Origin of the sequence: Rhodococcoides fascians A25f (assembly GCF_000760935.2) — a bacterium.
Lineage (GTDB): Bacteria > Actinomycetota > Actinomycetes > Mycobacteriales > Mycobacteriaceae > Rhodococcoides.
In genome coordinates this window covers 2,487,450-2,510,769 of sequence record NZ_CP049744.1, presented here as the reverse complement: position 1 = coordinate 2,510,769, position 23,320 = coordinate 2,487,450, and the positions used below count along the sequence as shown (strand labels likewise).

Below are 23,320 nucleotides of genomic sequence, written 5' to 3'. Positions count from 1 at the left end.
GCTCCACTCGAGGCGCATTCACGCGTCCTCGAGCCGGGTCTAGAGTATCTGTGAAGCCGAGCTATCGACTTTCGTTCTCCCAGTTCTATCCGGAGGTAATCCCGTGCGCGAGTACACCGCCGCCGCAAAGTACGCCATCGAGGACACCGACTCGGCTGTCGACACCGTCTTCCTCCGTGCTCGCAACACGCCCGATGCCGTCGTGTTCCGCCGCCTCGTGGACGGCAGTTGGACCGACGTCACCGCGGCCGAGTTCGAGCGACTGGTCGTGGGGGTGGCGCGAGGTCTGATTGCGGCAGGCATCGAACAGGGTGATCGAGTTGCATTGATGTCGTCGACGCGATTCGAGTGGTCTGTCGTCGACTATGCGATCTGGGCCGCGGGCGGGGTGACCGTGCCGATCTACGAGACATCCTCCGCCGGGCAGGTCGAGTGGATTCTCGAAGATGCCGAGCCGGTACTGCTCGTGCTCGAGAACGACGCGCACGTGCAGGAATCGAAAGATGTTGTGGCAGCGGCACAGTCCGTGCGTCGGACGTTCGTGATCGAGTCGGCCGACACCGAAACCGACGCGGTGCAGGCACTGATCGACGGGGGCGCAGATGTCACCGAGGACTCTGTGCACCGACGGGTTTCGGCATTGAGCTCGTCCGATCCGGCTACGTTGATCTACACCTCGGGCACCACCGGTCGCCCCAAAGGCGTCCAACTGACCCACGCCAATCTGCTGGCGGAGTCTCTCGGTATTCGCGAGACGTCGCTGAAGTCCCTGATGACGCAGGGCCGAAGCACCCTGATGTTCCTACCGCTGGCCCATGTACTCGCACGGGCGGTGAGTATCGCGTCGTTCGACGCCGGGGTCACGCTCGGTCACACCAACGACATCCCGAATCTCGTCGCGACGTTCGGAACGTTCCAGCCGGATTTCATCCTCTCGGTGCCGCGAGTGTTCGAGAAGGTCTTCAACACCGCGAAGCAGAAGGCGCATGCCGACGGCAAGGGCAAGATCTTCGATCTGGCCACCGAATGCGCGGTGGAATGGAGCGAGGCGCAGGACACCGGCGGGCCAGGAATCGTGTTGCGCGCCAAGCACACCGTGTTCGACAAGTTGGTCTACGGCAAGCTGCGTGCGGCGCTCGGAGGCAAATGCGAACTGGCCATCTCCGGTGGCGCTCCACTCGGTAGCCGGCTCGGCCACTTCTACCGGGGCATCGGCGTGACGATCTACGAGGGCTACGGGCTGACCGAAACCACCGCTGCCTTCGCCGTCAACACCATCGGCTTCCAACGCGTGGGCAGTGTCGGGCGTCCGTTGCCCGGCAACACCGTTCGCATCGCTGAAGACGGAGAAATTCAACTACGCGGGCCGGTGGTGTTCGACGGTTACTGGCGCAACGAGGAGGCAACCGCCGAATCACTGGACGACGGTTGGTTCCGCACTGGAGATCTCGGCAGCGTCGACGACGACGGGTACATCACGATCTCCGGACGCAAGAAGGAATTGATCGTCACGGCCGGCGGCAAGAACGTCTCGCCCGCCGGTTTGGAGGACCGACTTCGTGCGGGCGCTCTGATCAGCCAGGCTGTTGTCGTAGGCGATCAGAAACCGTTCATCGGGGCGCTCATCACTCTCGACCCGGAGGCGTTCGATCGGTGGAAGTCCGCGCACGGCAAGGCCGCCGACGCCACGGCGGCGGATCTGCAGAAGGACCCCGATCTCGTCGCCGAGATCGACGCTGCCGTCGCCGACGCCAACAAGTCCGTCTCGCACGCGGAGTCCATCAAGAAATATCGACTGCTCCCCCAGGATTTCTCGGAGGAAAGTGGCGAGCTGACCCCGACGATGAAGCTCAAGCGCAACGTCATCACCAAGACGTACGCCGACGAGATCGAATCCATCTACGCCCGGTGAGGCCAACGGCCTCGAACTACGGACGCTAGATCAACGATCGCAACTTCTCCGTCAGCACGTCCCAACGCCACTCGGCGTCGACCCATGCACGGCCGGCGTTGCCCATCTGCGTTGCCAGCGCGCGATCGGACAGGATTCGCACGATCGCATCGGTGATGCACGAGACCGACGTTCCGTCGACCACGAGCCCGGTCTTGTTGTGCTGCACAGCTTCCGGCGCACCCCCGGACGTTCCGGCTACGACGGGCACACCGCAGGAAGACGCTTCGAGGTAGACGATTCCGAGGCCCTCCACGTCGAGACCCGCGCCACGGGTGCGGCTCGGCATGGCGAACACGTCGGCGATGGTGTGGTGGGCGGCGAGCTCCGCGGACGGCACCGTGCCGGTGAACACCACGTGCTGCTCCATTCCGGTGGATCGAACGAGCTCGCGCAGAGTCTTCTCGTACGGCCCTCCTCCGACGATCACCAGAACGGCACCGTCGACGGCTCGCCGAATTCCCGGGAGCGCTCGGATCAGGAAGTCCTGTCCCTTACGGGGTACGAGCCGCGAGAGACACAGAACGGTGGGGCGGTCGCCGAGGCCGTAGCGCGCGCGAAGTTCCGCTCGCGCGGCGTCGTCGGGGACGAAACGATCCGTATCGACACCGGGCGGCAGGTGCTCGAGGGCTGCGGTCCGACCGAACGCAGAGCTGAACCGACCCCGGGTGTACTTGCTGACGTAGGTCACCACATCGGTGTTCTCGCCGATCGTGCGTAGGGTCGCCCGCCCGCCCGGCACCATCGACCAGCCGACCTCGTGACCGTGCGTACTGGCCACGATGCGCTCTGCCCCAGCCTTGCGCAGGTGCGACGACATCACGGCCAACGGAGCCGACGCCCCGAACCACACCGAGTCGCACCGATGCGACTTCAGGATTCGAGCTGCCCGGCGCGCCACGAGCGGAGTCGGCAGCATCAGCGTCGTCGGATGCCGGATCACCTCGAACGGCTGCCTGGCATCGAACTTCTCGTGCGAGTCTCCGCGCCACCGCGGTGCATAGACCACGAGTTCGTCTGCGGGTAGTTGCGAGGCGAAGCTGTGCAGATAGGACTGGATTCCACCCGGGCGAGGCGGAAAGTCGTTCGTCACGAGAAGAGTACGACGCATGGCGTCAACCGTAGCGCTCGAGGTCAGCGCGCCCGATCAGCCACCCAGTTGCCCCACGAGGCGACGAACTGGGTGCGGTCCAATCCCAGTACCGACGCGAAGGCGGCTTCGGTGGAGCCGTCCGAGGCAGGTCCAGCCGCCAACGCCTCGTACAGCCTGCGCAGTGTCGGCTCGCCGTACCGATCGGCCACGAAAGCGAACACCGACCACGCCGACTCGTAGGCCACACTCGACCGTGCCCCTCCGGCACCGAAATCCTCGTCCTTCGGCAGCACCGTCGGCGGTCCACCCGACGCCACGATCGCGGCGAGGGTAGGAGCGAGCTGCGAAAAATCGGCACCGGAATTGCGGTACCCGGAGTAGTCGGCGAACCCCTCCGCCACCCACAAGGCCGTACCGTCCGCCGTCCGCGCCCTGGCCGCCACGTGGGTCAACTCGTGCCGCAGAACCGAGCGAACGGTGAACGGCGTCAATCGGGCCGCGGCATCGGGACCGAACACCACCCGCTGGCCGGTCGGACGCGAACCGTCCCCTGCCACCGCGTCGGACACGGTCACCGCAGCCACGTCCGTCGACGGATCGGATCCGGTCAGCTCGGCGAACTCCTCCGCGGAGGATGCGACGAATACCAAACCGTCTCGCGCCCAGTCGTCTCCCCAGAAGTCGGTGACTGCATCGATTGCCGACGGGAGCTCGGCCGCCAGGGCAGCGACGAACTGCTCCCGGTCCGGATGCCCCATGACCACCGATGTCCCCGAAGCCGTCGGAACCGATCGTGTTGTCAACGATCCGAAGTCCCACGGCCCACGCCAGGTGTGGCGTCGATACTCGGGCAGGTCCGCATCGTCGACGAGCCGCCATCGACCGTCCCGCTCGGCTACGACGAGCGAGACCGGCCGACTCGTCGGCGACGCGTCCGGCCCCGCCACGGCGTAGCGCAGATACACCGGCGGTGCCCAGATGTCGGTGGCGTCCAGTGGCTCTGCAATCGAAGGAGGAACCGGTGTTTCCGGGTCGTCGCCGAGGACGTAGCCGAATTCGGAGAACGGTACGCCCGGAACCGACGCGGCCCGACGTACTTGCGCCTCGACGAAATCAGGATCGGCCCGCGGATCCATCAATGCCCGCAGACCGTCGACGTCTCCAGCGCGAACTGCGTCGGCCCATCGGTCGAGAAGGACGGTCACATCGGCGCGGCGCTGCTGATCGTAGGTCGGCGGGGCCTGGCCGACAGAAGTGTCGATCGACGCAGCTCGGGATTCACCGTCGGTGCTGTAGACGTTGTGAAGGACGACCACCGAGAGCGATACTGCGGCGACGAGAACAAGTGCCGTCCACCGAAGCCGCGCCGATCGGACCAAGAGGCGGATGCCCGCGGGCTGGCTCGGCCCGCTCATACGCGCATGCGTCGATCGTCGAGGCACACCTCAGTATCGACGCGCCCCGTAGTACGGGAACGATGCCATCGACTGCACCTTGACGGGGACCCCGAACGTCGACGCGTGCAACACGTTGCCGTTACCTGCATAGATACCGACGTGCGAAGCGTCCGGATAGAACAGCACCACATCTCCCGGCTGCAGATCTTTCTGATCCACCGGGGTACCGCCTTCGGCCTGAGCCTGACTCGACCGAGGGAGCGTCTTTCCCACCTGCTTGTACGCCCACACCACCAGTCCCGAGCAATCGAAGCCGTCCGGACCTGTTCCACCCCAGACGTACGGCTTACCGATCTGCGTCAGACCTGCTTGCAACGCGCTGGTACCCGACCCTGGCGTCAGATTCTGCAGAATCGTCGTGGGATCGAAACCGTCGGGCAATGCCGATCCAGCGAGAGAGAGCTGCTCGGACGACGACAGCGCGCTGTAGGCGGCCATCACCTCGGCTATCTGGCCCTGCAGTTCGCTCTGTTTGGCCTGGAGATCGTCACTGACCGCCTTGGCCTGCTCGGCCGCGACACGAGCTTGGTCCGCGGCCGTTGTTGCCGCCTGTTCGGCCGCTGCGGCATCCGAACTCGCCTGCTGGAACTGGGCGACCTGGCCGGCGGTCTCGGCCGAGATCACATCGAGAGCCGACATCTGGTCGAGCAGTTGCTGAGGTGAGTCGCTGACCATGACAGCGAAGAGGCGGTTCGTACGCGCGCCCTGATAGTTGACGTTGGCTACCTTGTCCATGGCCGGCTTGAGCTGAGTCAACTGCGCCTGCGCTGCGTCGAGAGCGGCGCGGCTCCGATCGACGGCGGCCTGGGCATCGAGCTGCTGCGCAGTCTTGGCATCGAGGTCGATCTGAGCGTTGTGCAGAGATTCGTTCGTCTGCTCGGAATCTCGGGAGAGCTCCGCAAGCTTGGTCTGGGCGTCGGACGCCGAGTCGAATCCCGGTTGAGCGATCGCAGTCTGCGTCGGCATTACGGCGATGCTTGCGGCCAACGCGACAGCAACCACCGAGTTACGGGCCAGCCGCCACACTCGGTTTGATCTCGATATCGCCACGGAAAGCGACTCTCCGTCCTTACATCTGTCGCCTTCACGAGGCGACGGTTGGATTAGCAGTCCGGAAACGAACCATACCCATGCTCTTGCGGGCGCGGAGGTGAACACCGTCTGAAATCGATGGGGTTCGTCGGTGACAGGTCACAAAGTAAACATCGACCAGGTCTCGATCAGATTACGAACTGGGGCGTCCGCTGTCCACCGGACCGGCGTGTCGCATGCCGTGTCCGGAGACGACGACAGGGTCGAGCCGGGGTACGGCTCGACCCTGTCGGTCGATCACAGCGAACGTCTGCGGCTCGAATCAGTAACGACGAGCACCGTCGAACGGCATCGAGTCCACGGGAGCAACCTTGACCGGCACGCCGGACGTGGAGGCGTGCACGACGTTGCCGTCGCCGATGTACATACCCGAGTGCGAGCCGCCGTAGAACGAGACGACGTCGCCGGGCATCAGGCTGTCACGCGAGACCGGTGTGCCCGCGGCTGCCTGGTCGTAGCTCGTGCGCGGCAGGCTGACGCCGGCCTGCTTGTATGCCCACTGGATCAGACCCGAGCAGTCGAACGAATCCGGACCCGAGGCGCCGTACACGTACGGAGCGCCGATCTTGGACTCAGCAGCCTGAACGGCCTTCGCTGCGGGCGTGACCTGGGGAGCCAGCGGCGCACCCGGTGCGGGGATACCCGGAATGTTGAGGGGAGGGAGGCCCGGGATGTCGGGAATCTCGAAGGTTCCGACGCCGGGGATGGTGAGGGGGGCCGCCATCGCGGGTGCAGCGGGAAGAATGACCACGCCTGCCGTGAGCGCTCCGGCTACGAGAACTCGCCGCAATGATCGGTTGGAAAGTTGTGACGCCACGAAAGATGGTGCTCCGTTTCTTCCTATCGTCCGCCGACCGAGTTAGCTGACGGGTTCGGGCTGGGAAGAGCAGCCCTACCCACCGGCCACTGTGGGTGGCTCAGCGGGATTCACCCCAGTAGATATCGGGTTCCCGGTACGAACACTCTCGCGAGTGATCGATTAGGCGGTGACTTGCGACGCCACTCCGGTTTGGACTGGCGAGACTCCGCAAGGTCTCAGGAAGGTTACGAAATGGCATACCCCTGTGTCGACCCCAACGCGCCGACGCAACCGAAATCGACCCGAATTTCGCTAACCAGCGCGCTGATCCCCCGTTGCGTCACGAGTCGGTAACGACGGAACTTCGGCGGTCTCGTCCGCGTTCGTCACGAGCTTGAGCGTAGGGACGAGACCGACATCCGCGAGCACACCCATCGCACCCAGTTCCTCCTGCTCGAGCGTTATCGGCGAGGGTGGTCCGACCCACCGTCCGTCCGACCTCGATGGCATTCCCGGCGGCCCCAGAAGCACCGTCACGACGCAGTCCGCGCAGGCGATGTCACGGACCAGGCAGTCACTGCAGTCGATGATCATTGTGATCCTTGTCTCTTTGCTGTTTCAGGCGGCCGAATCAGCCGATCGAGCGAAAGGTAGCGCGCGCCACCGACAGGTTTCGTGACACTTCACGGTCCGGGCGCGACGACACGGTCACCGACGACGCCGCCATGCGCGTTCTTGTCGGACGTCGGACCTACCGTCGTCCCGGTGAGCCTGCCCATCCAGCTGACGTTCGACGAACTGGACACCCCACTGCACGAGACCACGTTCGTCGTCGTCGACCTCGAAACCACCGGTGGCAGCGCAGACACGGAGGCCATCACCGAGATCGGTGCGGTCAAGGTTCGAGGAGGCGAAATTCTCGGCGAATTCGCCACCCTCGTCGATCCGGGCAGGTCCATTCCCCCGTACATCGTCGAACTCACCGGAATCACGTCGGCGATGCTGATCGGCGCGCCTCGGATAGAACGAGTGCTACCCGGTTTCCTCGAGTTCGCCCGCGGCTCGGTGCTGGTGGCCCACAACGCGGGCTTCGACACCGGGTTCCTCAAGGCCGCCGCCAGTCGTCTCGACATAGCGTGGCCCCGGTTTCAGGTGTTGTGCACCGTCAAGCTGGCTCGACGGGTACTCACGCGCGACGAGGCACCCTCGGTCAAACTCTCCGCGCTGTCCACACTGTTCCGATCCGGCACCCGGCCGACTCACCGGGCGCTCGACGACGCCCGTGCAACGGTCGACGTTCTGCACGGCCTCATCGAACGAGTGGGCAATCAGGGCGTTCACAGTTATGCCGAGTTGGTCGACTACCTTCCTGCGGTGTCGGCCGGCCAACGCGCCAAACGCGGGCTGGCCGCTCACCTGCCCGGCACGCCCGGCGTCTATCTCTTCCGCGGCCCGTCCGACGAGGTCTTGTACGTCGGCACCTCGAACAACCTCAAGCGCCGAGTACGCAACTACTTCACCGGGTCCGAGACCAGGGGCCGGATGAAAGAGATGGTCTCCCTGGCCACGCGTGTCGACCACGTCGAGTGCGCGCACGCACTCGAAGCCGGTGTCAGAGAGCTGCGCCTGCTCTCGGCGCACATCCCGCCGTACAACCGCCGGTCGAAGTTTCCCAAGAAGGGCTGGTGGATCACCCTCACCGACGAGGCGTTCCCACGACTGTCGATAGTCCGGACGCCGACGCCCAACAGTCTCGGACCGTTCCCGGTTCGCGGTGACGCCGCAGAGGCTTCGGCGCTCGTGGCGGAGTTCTGCCGTCTGCGCACGTGCACCCGCCGGCTGGCTCGTTCGGTTCGGCACGGTGACGACTGCCCGGCAACCGACGTCGGCGGCTGCCCAGCGGCGATCTCCGGGCCGATGACGGCCGACGAGTACTCCGGCGCACCGGCGCAGTTTCTTGCGCTCGTGTGTGGCCAGGACGACGCGATCCTCTATTCCATGCGCCGGCGGGTCGCCGAACTCGCGGACAGGGAGCTCTACGAGACTGCCGCGCGCCTGCGCGACCGGATCGCGATCACCGTGGAGGCGCTACGCCGGATGCATCGGTCGGCGGCCGTGGCCGCCATCGCCGAACTGGTGGCCGCGCGGCGGACCGCGGACGGAGGATGGGAGTTGATCGTGGTGCGATTCGGCCGTCTGGCCGGTGCTGCGGTCGCTCCCCGCGGAGTGCACCCGATGCCCGTCGTCGATGCCATCACCGCGTCCGCCGAGACGGTGATGCCCGATCCCACGCCGCTTCGGGGTGCACCGCCGGAGGAGGTCGGCCTCATCGCATCCTGGCTACGCACCGATGGGGTTCGCATCGTGCGCACCAGCAGCGGTTACTGCAGCCCGGCACGCTCTGCGGGTTCGTGGGAGGACTGGTGCCGAACGGCGAGAGAAGCCGCGCGGCAGGAGTGGAGCCCGCGGAATGACCGGTAGCGCAGGAGTGGAGCCCGCGGAACGACCGGTAGTGCAGGAGTGGAGCCCGCGGAACGACCGGTAGTGCAGGAGTGGAGCCCGCGGAGAGACCGGTGGAACTAGGGTTGGGTGGGAGCTCGTCGTACATCGGGCTCGAGATGCATGAGGAGCAGAGATGATCAATGCCATCGTCTTGATCGACGCCGAGGCCGATTTGATTCCGGAGGCGGCGCAGGCCGTTGCCGATGTCGATGGTGTGACGGAGGTCTATTCGTGCGCTGGGGATGTCGATCTGATCGCCATCGTCAAAGTGCGTGACCATGCCTCGATCGCCGACGTCGTCACCAAACACATCAATCGTGTGCGTGGCGTTCGGAGCACCACGACTCACATTGCGTTCCAGTCGTATTCGAGCGCCGACGTCGATGCAGGGTTCTCGATCGGCGAGTAGGGCACAATTCGTCAGTCGGCCAATGCAGTGGTGCAGCGAGCCCAGTCGGCGAGTAGCCGCGACGCGGAACCGTTGTCGACAACCGTTGCAGCAGTTGCCAATCCGGCTTCGATGCGCTCGTGTAGGTTCCCGGAGACGCCCTGATGCGCGGCAATGGCCGCGGCGGCATTGAGCAGCACGGCATCACGGACCGGTCCGTGTTCGCCGGCGAACACGCGATGCGCCACTGCGGCATTGAACTCCGCATCGCCGCCTCTGAGGGCCTCGATAGGTGCCCGGTCGATGCCGTAGTCGAGTGGATCGATCATCTCGACGGTCACCGAGCCGCCGGACACCACGTGCACCGTTGTCGTGGTGGACAGGGTGATCTCGTCCAGTCCGTCGTCGCCGCGCACGACGAGCACCGAGCTGCCACGGCCCGCGAACACGTCGGCCATCACGGGAGCCAAACTTTCGAAGGCGCAGCCGATCAGACCTGCGCGCGGGCGGCCCGGATTGGTGAGAGGCCCCAGGACGTTGAAGACCGTCGGGATGCCTATCTCCTTGCGCGGTGCCGCGGCGAAGCGCAGTGCGGGGTGGTGCATCGGCGCGAAGCAGAACCCGATTCCCACCTGCTCGACGCTCGCCGCGACCGCGTCGGCTCCCAGAGTCACCCGGACGCCCAGCGCTTCGAGTACGTCGGTCGTGCCGCTCTTGGACGACGCCGCGCGGTTGCCGTGCTTGACCACCCGGATGCCACTGGCCGCTACGACGATGGCGGCCATGGTGGAGATATTGACGGTGTCGGCTCCGTCACCACCGGTCCCGACGACGTCGACGGCGTCGGTATCGGTGTCCACCAGCACCGCGTGCGAAAGCATGGATTCGGCGAGACCGCTCACCTCCGCCGGAGTCGGCCCCTTCATCCTGAGGGCCACTCCGAACGCTGCGATCTGTGCCGCCGTCGCGTTGTCGGCCATGATCTCGTCCATCGCCCAGCCGGTGTCTGCGCTGGAAAGGTCGGTACGAGTCGTCAACGCGCCGAGAATTCGACGCCAGGTTCGTGGCTGCTCGTCTGCGGTCGGTGCGTTCATGGCTGGTTCCGTTCGTCGATCCGTGGCCGCGGCCTTGGTGCGGTGGAAGCTTAGCCAGACGCTTGGTCGGCCTGTGCCGGCTGCAGCGCATCCCACCCGAGCACAGCGCCACCCCGGCGTTGGGCGAGGCCCGCCATCCGAGATCGCTCCTGCGAACAATGCAGCGCGTCGAGCACCTGCACGCGCTGCAGAACCAGTGGAACGCCGTCGTCCACGTGCGGGCGGTATCCGTCGCTGTCCGAGAATTCGGCCGCGGGCCCCACTTCGTAATCGTCCTGGGCCGCGACCGCGGCCGCATCCTCTACTTCGTGTGCAGGCAGCAGCAGATGATGCCGAAGCAACACATCCGACGCCGCCGTCCACACCGGCGAAGTTCGGGCTGCGTCGTCGAGCACAGCCGAACACGCCTGTGCGTCGTCGAAGCAACTCGCCACTATCACCAGATCCTCGCGCGTGGGGTCCAGACGTTCTGCGGTCGACCGCGAGAACAGCCGCCGAAACCACCCACCTTCGGTGCTCTTTGCCATGAGGCCAGCCTTGCACGACTGGACCCTACCGGCCCGTACGGCCGTCCTGACCAGCGTGGGAACAAGGACGCTCCTGGATTCGTTGTGTTGCGACGCGCCCAGAGCGGACCCGGATATGCCTTCCGTACTACGACGGGTCATACTTCTTTCTGTGACGAGCGCTGTAGGGACTCAAGGATCGGCAATCACCCAACGCGTGCACTCGCTGAACCGTCCCAATATGGTCAGCGTCGGCACGATCGTGTGGCTGTCGAGTGAACTCATGTTCTTCGCCGGGCTGTTTGCGATGTACTTCGTCGCGCGAGCCCAGGCGAACGGAAATTGGCCGCCGGAACCGACCGAGTTGAACCTCACTCTGGCCGTACCGGTGACGGCCGTGCTGATCGCGTCGTCGTTCACGTGCCAGCTGGGCGTGTTCGCCGCTGAGCGCGGAGACGTCTTCGGTCTTCGACGGTGGTACATCATCACGCTGGCCATGGGCGCGTTCTTCGTGTCCGGCCAGGCGTACGAGTACTACCACCTGGTGCACGAGGGCACGACGTTGTCGAGCAGCGTGTACGGATCGGTCTTCTACATCACGACCGGCTTCCACGGACTGCACGTGATCGGCGGACTCATCGCGTTCGTCTTCCTGATCACCAGAACTCTGGTCAGCAAGTTCACTCCCGCGCAGGCCACCGCCGCCATCGTCGTCTCGTATTACTGGCACTTCGTCGACATCGTCTGGATTGCCCTCTTCGCGACTATCTACTTCATCCGCTAGTGACAGTCAGCACGCCAAAGATAACGAACGAACGGATTCAGCCCCCGACGTTCGGTCCGTCCCGACACGACAAGGGATAGAAGATGAGTACATCTCCCCCAGCAGCATCCGTCGACAAGGCCGCCGCCAAGACGCGACGGCAGCGTAAGACGCGCCGACGCATCACAGGTGCTCTCGTTCTGATGATGGGCCTTCTGAGCGCGGGTTTCCTCGCTTCGGCCCTGACCCCGACTCCGCAGGTCGCTACCGCCGACACCGACTCGGCTGCGCTCATTCGCGAAGGCAAGCAGCTCTACGACACGTCGTGCGTGACGTGCCACGGTGCCAACCTGCAGGGCGTTCAGGATCGCGGACCGAGCCTCATCGGCGTCGGCGAAGCGGCTGTCTACTTCCAGGTGTCCAGTGGCCGCATGCCTGCCGCGCGTAACGAGGCGCAGGCACTCCGCAAGCCACCGAAGTTCGACGACAAGCAGATCGACGCCCTCGGTGCCTACATTCAGGCCAACGGCGGCGGACCCACGGTCATCCTCGACGACAACGGCGAGGTTGCCCAGGAATCTCTGCGCGGCGACGACATCGCACGTGGCAGTGAGCTGTTCCGGTTGAACTGCGCGTCCTGCCACAACTTCACCGGCCAGGGCGGTGCCCTGTCCTCAGGCAAGTTCGCGCCCGACCTCGGTCCTGCGAACGAGCAGGAGATCTACACCGCGATGGTCACCGGTCCCCAGAACATGCCCAAGTTCTCCGACCGTCAGCTGACGATCGAGGAGAAGTCGGACATCATCGCGTACGTCAAGTCAGCTCAAGAAACCAAGGCCGCGGGCGGTTGGGGTCTCGCGGGCTTCGGTCCCGGTACCGAGATGGTTGCACTCTGGGTTGTCGGAATCGCCGCAGTCGTCGGCGCAACACTGTGGATCGGAGCTAGGTCATGAGCGACGGCGATTCCGGCCGCAAGGACGCGGCAAACACCAGTGGTGTGGATGCCGACAAGAAGTACACCGACGAGGAACTGGCTTCACTGAGCCGCGACCAGCTGGTCGAGCTCGGTACCAACCTCGATGGCGTCGACGTCGCTTTCCGCAGAAACCGCTGGGCCGTCGAGGGCACCCGGGCGGAGAAGCGCGCCGAGCGCAGTGTGGCGATCTGGTTCGCCATCGCCGGTCTCTCGGCTGTCGCGTTCATCGGTGTCTACCTGTTCTGGCCCTGGCAGTACGCCGGAATCGGCGACGAGAACTACCACCTCTACTCGCTGTACACGCCGTTGATCGGCGGCACGATGGGTCTGGCAATCCTCGCCGTCGGCGTCGGTGCGGTGCAGTTCACCAAGAAGTTCATTCCCGAAGAGGTCTCCATTCAGGATCGCCACGACGGAAGTTCGTCGGAGACGGACCGCAAGACGTTGGTGGCCGAACTGGGCGACTCTCTCGACACTTCGACCATCGGTCGCCGCAAGGTGATCAAGCGTTCCCTGTTCTTCGGCGGTGGCGCACTCGGCATCATGGCACTGCTCCCGCTCGGCGGCCTGATCAAGAACCCTTGGGCCAAGGGCGAAGATTCTCCGTTGTGGGTATCCGGTTGGACTCCTCGCTACGATGGAGAGACCATCTACCTCCGACGAGACACCGGGCGACCGGAAGATGTCGTTCTCGTTCGGCCCGAGGACTTGGACGCTGGTGCCATGGAGACTGTCTTCCCGTTCCGCGAATCGGACCGCGAGAGCGAGCACGAACTTCTCGTGTCACTGCGCGGAATTCGCAACGCCGTCATGCTCATCCGCCTGCGTCCCGACGATGCCAGCACGGTCGTCAAGCGCAAGGGTCAGGAAAGCTACAACTACGGCGACTACTACGCCTACTCCAAGATCTGCACGCACTTGGGTTGCCCGACATCGTTGTTCGAGCAGCAGACAAACCGCATTCTCTGCCCTTGCCATCAGTCGCAGTTCAACGCGCTCGAGTACGCCAAGCCGATCTTCGGACCGGCCGCGCGCGCGCTGCCCCAGCTTCCCATCACAGTCAACGAGGAGGGATACCTAGTGGCACAAGCCGATTTCCACGAAGCACTGGGTCCCGCCTTCTGGGAACGTCGACCGGAGCGTGATTCATGAGTCCTTCACTGCAAACTCTCGCAGCCAAGCAGGCCGACGACGTAGACAGTCGTTACCACTTGGCACCGGGACTGCGCCGTCAGATCAACAAGGTGTTCCCCACCCACTGGTCGTTCCTGCTCGGTGAGATCGCGCTCTACAGCTTCGTGATCCTGCTGATCTCCGGCGTCTTCCTGACCCTGTTCTTCGATCCGTCGCTCAGCGAGGTCGTCTACGACGGTTCGTACCTCCCACTCAACGGTGTGACGATGTCTCGTGCGTACGCCACTGCCCTCGACATCTCGTTCGAGGTCCGCGGTGGTCTGTTCATGCGACAGATCCACCACTGGGCTGCACTGATGTTCGCCGCGTCGATCATCGTGCACATGGCCCGCATCTTCTTCACGGGTGCGTTCCGTCGCCCCCGCGAGGCCAACTGGGTCATCGGCTGCCTGCTTCTGATCCTGGCGATGTTCGAGGGCTTCTTCGGATACTCCCTCCCCGACGACCTGCTCTCGGGCACCGGTCTTCGCGCCGCCTTCTCCGGCATCACGATGAGCATCCCGATCGTCGGAACGTGGATGCACTGGCTGATCTTCGACGGCGACTTCCCGGGCACCATCATCATTCCTCGCCTGTACGTGGCTCACGTCCTGCTGCTGCCGGCAATCATCCTGGCGTTGATCGCAGCTCACCTCGCCCTGGTCTGGTACCAGAAGCACACGCAGTTCCCCGGACCGGGACGTACCGAGAAGAACGTCGTCGGCGTTCGTATTCTCCCGGTCTTCGCGGTCAAGTCCGGCGCATTCTTCGCCGTGACGTTCGGTGTCCTCGCAGCAATGGGTGGTCTGCTTCAGGTCAACCCGATCTGGAACCTGGGTCCGTACAACCCGTCCCAGGTCTCGGCAGGTTCGCAGCCCGACTTCTACATGATGTGGACCGACGGCCTGGCTCGACTCTGGCCCGCATGGGACATCTACATCGCCGGTCGCTACACCATCCCGGCCGTGTTCTGGGTGGCAGTGATCATGGGTCTCGTATTCACGGTCATGATCGCCTACCCGTGGATCGAGAAGCGCCTCACCGGCGACACTGCACACCACAACCTGCTGCAGCGTCCCCGCGACGTGCCGGTCCGTACGGCCATCGGCGCGATGTCCATCGCGTTCTACGTCGTCCTGACGCTCTCCTGCGTCAACGACCTGATCGCGTACAAGTTCGACATCTCGCTCAACGCCATGACCTGGATCGGTCGAATCGGTGTACTGATCCTGCCTCCGATCGCCTACTTCGTTGCCTACCGGTTCTGCATCGGTCTGCAGCGCAGCGACCGGGCGGTACTCGAGCACGGAATCGAAACCGGAATCATCAAGCGCCTCCCGCACGGCCAGTACGTGGAAATCCACCAGCCGCTGGGACCGGTCGACGATCACGGACATCCGGTTCCTCTCGACTACCAGGGCGCACCGGTACCCAAGAAGATGAACAAGCTCGGCTCGGCCGGTAAGCCCGGCTCCGGATCGTTGTTCACCCCGGACCCTGTGGCTCAGAGCAAGGCACTCGAAGATGCACTGCACAAGGGCGAACACGAGCAGCTCGCGATGCTCCGCAACTACCAGGCGGGAATTCTCGGCAACGGCTCGAACGGCCACTCGAACGGCAACGGCAACGGCCACGCAAATGGCAACGGCCACTCGAACGGCAACGGCAACGGCCACGCGAATGGCAACGGGCACGAAGACGCGGCGATCACGTCGGGTCGTCAGGACAGCGACAGCGATCGCTGATATCTGACACAGCACGAAAGAAGGGCGGCACCGGCAACGGTGCCGCCCTTCTTTGCGTCCACTGCACTTGGACAAGACGAAGCGTCCACACCGACGGACAGGGACCTTCGTGCCTCTCCCCTCCCCCGGCCTCCGGCGTCCCCACACGCCGAGCTCGAACGGTCGGCGGACCGTCTCAGTGCGAGTGCACCACTGGGTCGCAACAGATCGGCCTCACCGGTATTACTATCGGCACATGGTCCGAATCCCCCTCACCCCCGGCGAACTCGCTCGCGGTGCCAGGCTCGGCGCAACACTGCGTCGTTACCGAGGCAGCCGCACCATGACCGATGTCGCCGACGCTGCCGGCATCTCGGTCGAGACGCTCAGAAAGATCGAGACCGGACGCATACCGACTCCAGCATTCTTCACCGTCGCGGCCCTGTGCGAGGCGCTGAGCATCTCGTTGGACGCCTTGGCGGACTCGACCTCGGACTCGATAGCGAGACACTCCGAGGCCGACGCCTCCTGACGTCGCGGACGCCCACTCCTGGTCGCCCCCCACTCCTCGTCGCGCACCTCTCTTGGGCCGTCATCGCTACACGTGCCGTCGCGGAGGCTCTTGAACTCACACGGGTACAAAAAAGGGCCCCGATCGTTCTCGCGAACGATCGGGGCCCTTTTCTGATGAAGGCAATCAGTGGCGCTCGGCTCCGACGTGGTACTCGAACACCAAACCAGCGGCCGCTGCGATGACGCAGACGACGCCCACAGCGATGAGCCACGGCTGGAAGAAAGCGAATCCGAGAGCCGTGATGGACGCAGCGCCGGCGAGCACGATCGGCCAGAAGCTGCCGGGGCTGAAGAAGCCCAGATCGCCTGCGCCGTCGCTGACCTCGGCATCGTCGAAGTCTTCGGGGCGGGTGTCGAGGCGTCGGGCGACGAACCGGAAGTACGTACCGACGATCAACGTCAGACCTACCGACAGGAAGATCGCGGTGACGCCGGCCCATTCCACTCCGGTGCGGCTCAGGCCCGTGAACAACGCGTACACGATGCCGACCAGGAGGAAGAAGACAGTGAGGATCTCGAAGATCTTGGCTTCGATTTTCATATCAGCATGCTTCCTTGGTCAGTTGCCTTCGGCGACAGTGGCGGTACGGACGGTGCGATCGGTCTCGAACGGCGAGGTACTGGTTGCGAGTGGGCTCTCACCGATGGCGTCGAGCGCCTGCGCATTGGTGAGCGCTTCGCCGCCCTCGGACACCGGCTTGCGCAGCTCGATGTACTGCTCGAACTTGTCCGGTGACACCGCGCGAACCTCGAAGTTCATCATCGAGTGGAAGGTGCCACACATTTCGGTGCACCGACCGACGAACGATCCTTCGCGTTCGATCTCGCTGATCTGGAACACGTTGTCGGAGTGGTTCTCCTCGGGGTTGGGAAGAACGTCACGCTTGAACAGGAACTCCGGCACCCAGAAGCCGTGGATGACGTCCGAGGACGCGAGCACGAACTCGATGCGCTTACCGGTCGGAAGAACCAGTACCGGGATCTCGTCGCTGGATCCGACCGTTTCGATCTTGTTGTAGTGCAGGTAGGACAGGTCCTGCGGGATCGCTCCATGGATCGCTCCTGGAACGAACTCGCCGTCCTCGCTTCCCTCGGCACCTTCGCCGGGAGTAGCGGCGGCTTCCGCCGCGGCCTGCTGCTCTTCGTCGGTGCCCTCGTACTTGGCGGCACCGTCCTTGAGGTCGATAGTCCGGTAGCCGAACTTCCAGTTCCACTGGTACGCAGTGACGTCGACCTGCACGTCGGGGTCGGCCTGCTTCTCGTCGACGTAGTTCTGCACCACGACGGTGAAGTAGAACAGGACGGCGATGATGACGAACGGCACGGCCGTGTAGAACAGCTCGAGCGGAACGTTGTACGCCGTCTGGCGGGGGAACTCCGGTGAGCTCTTCTTCTTACGGTGGAAGAGCACCACCCAGAAGATCAGGACCCACACGACGATGCCCATGACCAAGGCGGCAATGACCGACCAGGTCCACAGGTCGCCGATACGTCGTCCCTGAGGAGTGACGCCAGAGGCGAAACCGAAATTGAGTACGTTGTCGCTGCTGATGGAACAGCCCGACAGCATCAACGCGGCTACACCGAGAAATGCTGTCAGCCCCGCTCGCCGAAGGATCCGACTATGCGCCACGTTCACGCCTTCCTGATTGCCCACCACTGAAGAATAAGGGCTTCCACATGGAGATGCCCGAGTACTACGCAGCGTAGACCAAAGCCGACGGATAGCCATCCTTGGGTCGTTACCTACGCTCGTGCGTGTCTGCGGCATACTCGGTTCCTGATCTGCCGTCCCGCTGACGCCACTCGCGGAGACTCGGACCGCTGCATTGTCCCCAACTGCGAGAAGAGGTAGCAGACGCTGTGTGTGGACTGCTCGGAGTACTCACGTCTCACGGAACGACCGCCGCCGGAGTCGAGCTGGTGAGCTCGGCAACCCACTGCATGCGACACCGGGGCCCGGACGAGCCCGGCGGCACCTGGCACGACGACGACGTCGTCTACGGCTTCAACCGGTTGTCGTTCATCGACATCGAACACTCGCATCAGCCGATGCGATGGGGACCGCCCGAGTCCCCGAACCGGTACGCGCTCGTCTTCAACGGCGAGATCTACAACTACCTCGAGTTGCGCGCGGAGTTGGCGCGCGATCATGGAGCGGAGTTCGCCACACAGGGCGACAGCGAATCGATTGTCGCCGCATTCCACTACTGGGGTCCTGCCGCAGTGCAGCGACTGCGGGGCATGTTCGCGTTCGCGGTCTGGGACACCGAGACCCGCCAGATGTTCATCGCACGCGATCCCTTCGGCATCAAGCCGTTGTTCCTGGCCACCGGCCCGGGAGGCACCGCATTCGGCAGTGAGAAGAAGAGCGTGCTCGAGTTGATGGACCTGGTCGGGGTCGACGACGATCTCGATCAGCGCGCCATCGAGCACTACACCGTGCTGCAGTACGTCCCCGAGCCCGAGACCCTCCACGCGGGGATCCGTCGGCTCGAATCCGGCTGCTACGCCACCCTCTCCCCCGGTACCGCGCCGAAGGTCACCCGATACTTCACGCCGAAGTTTCCGGTCCGACCTTTCGCGCCCGGCAGCGAGAAGGCTCGTTACCAGGAGATCGCCGAGGCGCTCGAAGATTCGGTCGCCAAGCACATGCGCGCCGATGTGACAGTCGGGTCCTTCCTGTCGGGCGGTATCGATTCGACGGCCATCGCGGCGCTGGCAATCCGCCACAATCCTGATCTGATCACCTTCACCACCGGTTTCGAGCGTGATGGGTACTCCGAGGTCGACGTCGCCGCGGAGTCGGCGGCTGCCATCGGTGCTCGCCACATCGTCAAGGTCGTCGGGCCGGAGGAGTTCGCAGCATCCATCCCCGAGATCGTCTGGTACCTGGACGACCCGGTGGCGGATCCGGCCCTCGTACCACTGTACTTCGTCGCCAAGGAGGCGCGCAAGCACGTGAAGGTCGTGCTCTCCGGCGAGGGCGCGGACGAGTTGTTCGGCGGGTACACCATCTATCGCGAGCCGCTGTCACTGAAGCCGTTCGAGTCTCTTCCGGCATTCCTCAGACGCGCTGCCGGGTCGTTGAGCGAGCGGATCCCGGAAGGTACCCGCGGAAAAAGCCTGCTGAACCGCGGATCGATGACTCTCGAAGAGCGGTACTACGGAAACGCTCGTAGCTTCAACGACGCACAACTGCGGTCCGTACTGCGCGAATTCCGACCGGAATGGACCCACCAGGACGTCACTGCGCCGATCTATGCGCAGTCGCAGGGCTGGGATCCGGTGGCCCGCATGCAGCACCTGGACCTGTTCACGTGGTTGCGCGGCGACATCCTGGTCAAGGCCGACAAGATCACCATGGCGAACTCGCTCGAGCTGCGAGTCCCGTTCCTGGACTCCGAGGTCTACAAGGTCGCCGAGAAGCTACCGCTCGAGCAGAAGATCACCAAGAGCACCACGAAGTACGCTCTGCGCCAGGCGCTCGAGGGAATTGTTCCCGGTCACGTACTGCATCGCGCCAAGCTGGGATTCCCTGTGCCACTGCGCCATTGGCTGCGCGGCACGGAACTCTTCGACTGGGCGCACCAGCAGATCGCCGATTCGCAGACCGATCACCTGCTGAACAAGCCGGCGATCGTCGCCATGCTCGAGGACCATCGCGCCGGAAAATCCGATCACAGCCGACGTCTGTGGACGCTGCTGATCTTCATGGTGTGGCACGGCATCTTCGTCGAGAAGCGCATCGTGCCGCAGATCGCCGAACCGGAATACCCGGTCAACATCTGACCGGTACACCCGTCTCCCCCCGGGATCAATGTGGATTTCAGTCGCTCAGATTGCAACAGAGCCGCATTGATCCCGCTGAGGGAGGCCGATCTCAGGCCGGCAACAGCGCGCCGATCTCCTCGCCTGCCTCGGTGCCGTAGGCCGCGCTCAGACGCTTGATCGCGTCGTCGCGGTTCAGGCTCCACTCCTGCGTTCCGGTGGTTTCGAGCACCAGAACGGCGACGAGCGAGCCGAGCTGCGCTGCCCGTTCGATGCTTGCGCCGGCCAGATGCGCGGTGAGGAAACCGGCCCGGAAGCCGTCGCCGACGCCGGTCGGGTCGACCTTGCTGGTTTCCGGTACGACACCGATGTGGGTATGCGCACCGTCCTTGGTGACGATGTCCACGCCGCGCTTGCCCAATGTGGTGACACGCAGATCCACCTTCGCGGCGATGTCTTCGTCGGACATGCCGGTCTTCTGCTTGAGCAGAGCCCATTCGTACTCGTTGGTGAACAGGTACGCGGCGCCGTCGATCATCTCCATTGCCTGTGCAGCATCGAGGCGAGCGAGCTGCTGAGACGGGTCGGCCGCGAACGGGATGCCCGCAGCGCGGCACTGGGCGGTGTGCGCTGTCATCGCATCGGGGTCGTTGGCACCGATCAGAACCAGATCCAGGTCGTGCTGGGTCGCCAGCGCTTCGATGGAAATATCGCGAGCCTCACTCATGGCCCCAGGGTAGAACGATGCGATCTGCGCCATGTCCTGGTCCGTGGTGCAGACGAAACGCGCCGTGTGGGCGGTGGCGGAGATGCTCACGCCACTGCAGTCGACGCCGTGTTCTTCGAGCCAGCTGCGGTATTCGGCGAAGTCCGGTCCGACAGCTCCCACGAGCAGCGGCGAGCCGCCGAGGACTCCGAGCGCGTAGGCGATGTTGCCGCCTACTCCTCCTTTGCGGATGACCAGGTCGTCGACCAGAAAGCTCAACGAGATGTTCGAGATCTGGTCGGCGACGATCTGCTCGGCGAACCGTCCGGAGAATCGCATCAGATGGTCGGTCGCTATCGAGCCGGATACCGCGAGAGTCACGAAGGAGAGCCTTTCGAATGGAGGTGCTGGTTTGCTGACAGGCAGACACGACTGTGACCGATACACGCATGCGTGTATCGGTCACAGTCGAAAACGGGTCAGCTCAGTTGAACGAGTCGCCGCACGCGCACGAACCCGTGGCGTTCGGGTTGTCGATCGTGAAGCCCTGCTTCTCGATCGTGTCCACGAAGTCGATGGATGCACCCTCCACGTAGGGGGCGCTCATCCGGTCCACTGCGAGGGTGACGCCGTTGAAGTCGACCGCGAGGTCGCCGTCGAGGCTTCGATCGTCGAAGAAGAGCTGGTAACGCAATCCTGCACAACCACCCGGCTGCACCGCGATGCGCAGCGCGAGGTCGTCGCGGCCTTCTTGATCCAGCAACGCCTTGGCCTTGGCCGACGCGGTCTCGGTCATGGTGACCTTGTGCGCCGTGGTTTCGGTTGTTGTGGTCTCGCTTGAAACGGTCATGGGCTCTCCCTATCAGTCGTACAAAACCCGTGAACTACTCAACCGTACTCTCGGTGCCTCTATTCCTCACGCTCGCCGCCTCGGATTCACGGCAGAGTCTGCAACCTCGTCGGCGATACGTGCGGCGAGCAGTTCGAGCTGGTTCGCCGCATCGGACATCGCCAACTCCACCGATCCTGCGAACTCGCTGATCGAATGTGCGGCATCGATACCGGCCGAGGCCAGTTCGTCCTCGGTCAACGTGACCTGCCCCGCGAGCACGATCGTCTCCACCCCGGTCGCGCCACCGGCGGCCGCGATTCTGGTCACCAGCTTGCCGCGCAGCGATTGTGAATCGAACTTTCCCTCGCCGGTCAACACCAGATCGACGGTCTCGAGCAGTTCCTGCTGCCCGGTTCGCTCGGCCACCACCACGGCCCCCGGCTGCTGTGTGCCGCCGAGTGCGAACAGGGCGGCACCGAGGCCGCCCGCGGCTCCTGCACCCGGCCGGTTCGCCACGTCGTGACCCGCTGCGGACAGAACGGCGGCCCAGTCGGTGTTCAGCTCCTCCAGTCTTTCGACCGTCTCGGTGTCGGCACCCTTCTGCGGGCCGAACACCCGAGCCGCACCCCACTCGCCCAACAACGGATTCTCCACGTCCGACGCGGCAACGAGGTTGATTCCCGCCAATCGAGCGACCGCAGATCCAAGTCCACCCAACGCGCGAATCAGTGCACGGCCGCCGTCGGTGCAACTGCTGCCGCCGAGCCCGACGAAGATCGTTCGAGCCCCGCTGCCGATCGCTGCATCGATCAGTTGCCCGACGCCGTAACTGCTGGCTTTCAGTGCGGACAGGGGGCTCGGCGGACCGTCGAGCAGATGCAGACCGCACGCCTGCGCTGATTCGATGTATGCCGCGGTGCCGTCGAGCAGCCAGCGTGCTTGAACCGGGGTGCCGAGCGGTCCGTCGACGTCGGCGACCTGCACAGTGCCGATTCGCGAGGCCAGCACCTCGACGAATCCGGGCCCGCCGTCGGATTGGGGGGCCAGCTCGAGTTCGTCCTGCTGTCGAACCGACGCCCATCCCTTCGCGATTGCATGGGCCGCGTCCGCGGCGGTCAGGGTGTCTCCGAAGGAATCCGGCGCAATCATCACTCGCATCGTGGAAAGTCTAGGGCCGCACCATGCGAACGGCATCTGCTGATCTGCGAGCTGACCTGGCCGGTGTTCGAGATCGATACGTCATCCCATACTCTGGATGCGTGAAGCTGCTACGCCGTGGAAACTCCGACAATTCGGACGAACAGAACTCGAACGAATCCGAGTCGACTGCGTCCGGGAACGAGGCCGCATCTCCGGTGTCCCTCGGCAAGGGCCGGCCGACACCCAAGCGCCGTGACGCCGAGTCCCGTCGGCGTGGTCCGGTCGCTCCGGCTCCCCTGACGAGCAAAGAAGCTCGCGAGCGCCGCAAGGCGAACAAGGGCAGCAAGGAAGACCGCAAGGCCGCGTCCAACGAGCGCCGCGCCGCGGCAGCCGAGCGCCGTGCGCGCATGCTGGCCGGTGACGACAAGTACCTACTCCCCCGCGACAAGGGTCCGGTTCGCGCGTACGTTCGCGACATCGTCGATGCGCGGCGCAATCTCGTCGGGTTGTTCATGCCGCTCGCACTGATCCTGATCTTCGCGCTGTTCCTGCAGCCTGCGGTGCAGCAGTACGTCACTCTCGGCATGTTCGTGATGATGCTGTTCATGGTCGGCGAGGGCATCTACCTCGGCAAGATGATCAACAACAAGATCCGAGTCCGATTCCCCGAGACCACGGACGGCGGCTTCAAGATCGGGTGGTACGCCTTCGTCCGCGCGTCCCAGATTCGCAAGATGCGCGCACCCAAGCCGCGAGTCAGCGCCGGCGCGGCTGTCTGAC

At 64.4% G+C, this 23,320-nt stretch carries 22 protein-coding genes and 1 riboswitch; of the genes, 10 read left to right on the top strand and 12 right to left on the bottom strand.

Translation table 11 applies throughout. The annotated features are described in order from the left end of the window. The first annotated feature begins 103 nt into the window (after positions 1 to 103). Positions 104 to 1,912 (top strand): AMP-dependent synthetase/ligase, encoded by a 1,809-nt coding sequence (locus BH93_RS11970; RefSeq protein ID WP_037177447.1) that lies wholly within the window; start codon positions 104 to 106, stop codon positions 1,910 to 1,912. 25 nt (positions 1,913 to 1,937) lie between these two features. Here BH93_RS11970 and BH93_RS11965 read toward each other — a convergent pair whose 3' ends face one another. From BH93_RS11965 to BH93_RS11945, 5 genes are all read right to left on the bottom strand, one after another. Further along, the gene (locus BH93_RS11965) at positions 1,938 to 3,062 is read right to left on the bottom strand and encodes a glycosyltransferase family 4 protein (RefSeq protein WP_037177445.1); all 1,125 of its coding nucleotides are present in this window, start codon (positions 3,060 to 3,062) and stop codon (positions 1,938 to 1,940) included. A 23-nt stretch (positions 3,063 to 3,085) separates the two neighbouring features. Next, positions 3,086 to 4,459: a hypothetical protein gene (locus tag BH93_RS11960; protein ID WP_052065863.1), complete on the bottom strand. Its 1,374-nt coding sequence runs from the start codon at positions 4,457 to 4,459 to the stop codon at positions 3,086 to 3,088. Between the two features lie 30 nt (positions 4,460 to 4,489). Further along, positions 4,490 to 5,467: an NlpC/P60 family protein gene (locus BH93_RS11955; RefSeq protein ID WP_155291132.1), complete on the bottom strand. Its 978-nt coding sequence runs from the start codon at positions 5,465 to 5,467 to the stop codon at positions 4,490 to 4,492. A gap of 388 nt (positions 5,468 to 5,855) precedes the next feature. After that, complete coding sequence (locus BH93_RS11950; RefSeq protein WP_032403931.1) at positions 5,856 to 6,410, bottom strand: C40 family peptidase; 555 nt, start codon at positions 6,408 to 6,410, stop codon at positions 5,856 to 5,858. Positions 6,411 to 6,426: 16 nt separating this feature from the next. After that, positions 6,427 to 6,589: riboswitch (cyclic di-AMP (ydaO/yuaA leader) on the bottom strand. Between the two features lie 115 nt (positions 6,590 to 6,704). Continuing rightward, complete coding sequence (locus BH93_RS11945) at positions 6,705 to 6,986, bottom strand: hypothetical protein (protein ID WP_037177441.1); 282 nt, start codon at positions 6,984 to 6,986, stop codon at positions 6,705 to 6,707. Between the two features lie 171 nt (positions 6,987 to 7,157). Here BH93_RS11945 and BH93_RS11940 point away from each other — a divergent pair, with 171 nt between their 5' ends. Further along, positions 7,158 to 8,873 carry a DEDD exonuclease domain-containing protein gene (locus BH93_RS11940; RefSeq protein ID WP_037177899.1) on the top strand — a complete coding sequence of 572 codons (1,716 nt, stop codon included), beginning with the start codon at positions 7,158 to 7,160 and terminating at the stop codon, positions 8,871 to 8,873. 154 nt (positions 8,874 to 9,027) lie between these two features. After that, positions 9,028 to 9,303 (top strand): Lrp/AsnC family transcriptional regulator, encoded by a 276-nt coding sequence (locus BH93_RS11935; RefSeq protein WP_037177439.1) that lies wholly within the window; start codon positions 9,028 to 9,030, stop codon positions 9,301 to 9,303. A gap of 11 nt (positions 9,304 to 9,314) precedes the next feature. Here BH93_RS11935 and trpD read toward each other — a convergent pair whose 3' ends face one another. Both trpD and BH93_RS11925 read right to left on the bottom strand, forming a co-directional pair. Beyond that, positions 9,315 to 10,376, bottom strand: coding sequence for an anthranilate phosphoribosyltransferase (gene trpD / locus BH93_RS11930; protein ID WP_037177436.1), 1,062 nt, complete (start codon positions 10,374 to 10,376; stop codon positions 9,315 to 9,317). Between the two features lie 50 nt (positions 10,377 to 10,426). After that, entirely contained in the window at positions 10,427 to 10,903 is a 477-nt protein-coding gene (locus BH93_RS11925; RefSeq protein ID WP_037177433.1) for a hypothetical protein, read from the bottom strand. A gap of 151 nt (positions 10,904 to 11,054) precedes the next feature. On the opposite strand from BH93_RS11925, the gene ctaE reads away from it, so the two are divergent. From ctaE to BH93_RS11900, 5 genes are all read left to right on the top strand, one after another. Further along, a complete protein-coding gene (gene ctaE / locus BH93_RS11920; RefSeq protein ID WP_032379071.1) occupies positions 11,055 to 11,666 on the top strand; it encodes an aa3-type cytochrome oxidase subunit III in 612 nt (203 codons plus the stop codon). 83 nt (positions 11,667 to 11,749) lie between these two features. Beyond that, positions 11,750 to 12,598: a cytochrome bc1 complex diheme cytochrome c subunit gene (gene qcrC / locus BH93_RS11915; protein ID WP_032379072.1), complete on the top strand. Its 849-nt coding sequence runs from the start codon at positions 11,750 to 11,752 to the stop codon at positions 12,596 to 12,598. Next, entirely contained in the window at positions 12,595 to 13,773 is a 1,179-nt protein-coding gene (qcrA, locus tag BH93_RS11910; protein WP_052065861.1) for a cytochrome bc1 complex Rieske iron-sulfur subunit, read from the top strand. The genes qcrC and qcrA overlap by 4 nt, the downstream gene beginning before the upstream one ends. Beyond that, entirely contained in the window at positions 13,770 to 15,539 is a 1,770-nt protein-coding gene (gene qcrB, locus BH93_RS11905; RefSeq protein WP_037177430.1) for a cytochrome bc1 complex cytochrome b subunit, read from the top strand. The genes qcrA and qcrB overlap by 4 nt, the downstream gene beginning before the upstream one ends. Positions 15,540 to 15,774: 235 nt before the next feature. Further along, positions 15,775 to 16,050: a helix-turn-helix domain-containing protein gene (locus BH93_RS11900; protein ID WP_032379074.1), complete on the top strand. Its 276-nt coding sequence runs from the start codon at positions 15,775 to 15,777 to the stop codon at positions 16,048 to 16,050. Between the two features lie 165 nt (positions 16,051 to 16,215). On the opposite strand, the gene BH93_RS11895 is transcribed toward BH93_RS11900, so the two are convergent. Both BH93_RS11895 and ctaC read right to left on the bottom strand, forming a co-directional pair. Further along, the gene (locus tag BH93_RS11895; protein WP_032379075.1) at positions 16,216 to 16,632 is read right to left on the bottom strand and encodes a cytochrome c oxidase subunit 4; all 417 of its coding nucleotides are present in this window, start codon (positions 16,630 to 16,632) and stop codon (positions 16,216 to 16,218) included. 18 nt (positions 16,633 to 16,650) lie between these two features. Continuing rightward, positions 16,651 to 17,730, bottom strand: a complete 1,080-nt coding sequence (ctaC, locus tag BH93_RS11890) for an aa3-type cytochrome oxidase subunit II (RefSeq protein WP_032379552.1) — start codon at positions 17,728 to 17,730, stop codon at positions 16,651 to 16,653. Between the two features lie 224 nt (positions 17,731 to 17,954). On the opposite strand from ctaC, the gene asnB reads away from it, so the two are divergent. Next, the gene (asnB, locus tag BH93_RS11885) at positions 17,955 to 19,883 is read left to right on the top strand and encodes an asparagine synthase (glutamine-hydrolyzing) (RefSeq protein WP_037177427.1); all 1,929 of its coding nucleotides are present in this window, start codon (positions 17,955 to 17,957) and stop codon (positions 19,881 to 19,883) included. 91 nt (positions 19,884 to 19,974) lie between these two features. Here the strand turns inward: asnB and BH93_RS11880 are convergent, their stop codons facing one another. The 3 genes from BH93_RS11880 to BH93_RS11870 all read right to left on the bottom strand — a co-directional run bounded on the left by BH93_RS11880 (position 19,975) and on the right by BH93_RS11870 (position 22,558). After that, entirely contained in the window at positions 19,975 to 20,949 is a 975-nt protein-coding gene (locus BH93_RS11880) for a carbohydrate kinase family protein (protein ID WP_037150890.1), read from the bottom strand. Between the two features lie 103 nt (positions 20,950 to 21,052). Continuing rightward, entirely contained in the window at positions 21,053 to 21,418 is a 366-nt protein-coding gene (locus tag BH93_RS11875) for a HesB/IscA family protein (RefSeq protein WP_032379078.1), read from the bottom strand. A gap of 66 nt (positions 21,419 to 21,484) precedes the next feature. Continuing rightward, positions 21,485 to 22,558 (bottom strand): glycerate kinase family protein, encoded by a 1,074-nt coding sequence (locus BH93_RS11870; protein WP_037177424.1) that lies wholly within the window; start codon positions 22,556 to 22,558, stop codon positions 21,485 to 21,487. A 101-nt stretch (positions 22,559 to 22,659) separates the two neighbouring features. Between BH93_RS11870 and BH93_RS11865 the strand changes: the two genes are divergently transcribed. After that, positions 22,660 to 23,319, top strand: a complete 660-nt coding sequence (locus BH93_RS11865) for a DUF3043 domain-containing protein (protein WP_032379080.1) — start codon at positions 22,660 to 22,662, stop codon at positions 23,317 to 23,319. The last annotated feature ends 1 nt before the right edge of the window (position 23,320 follow it).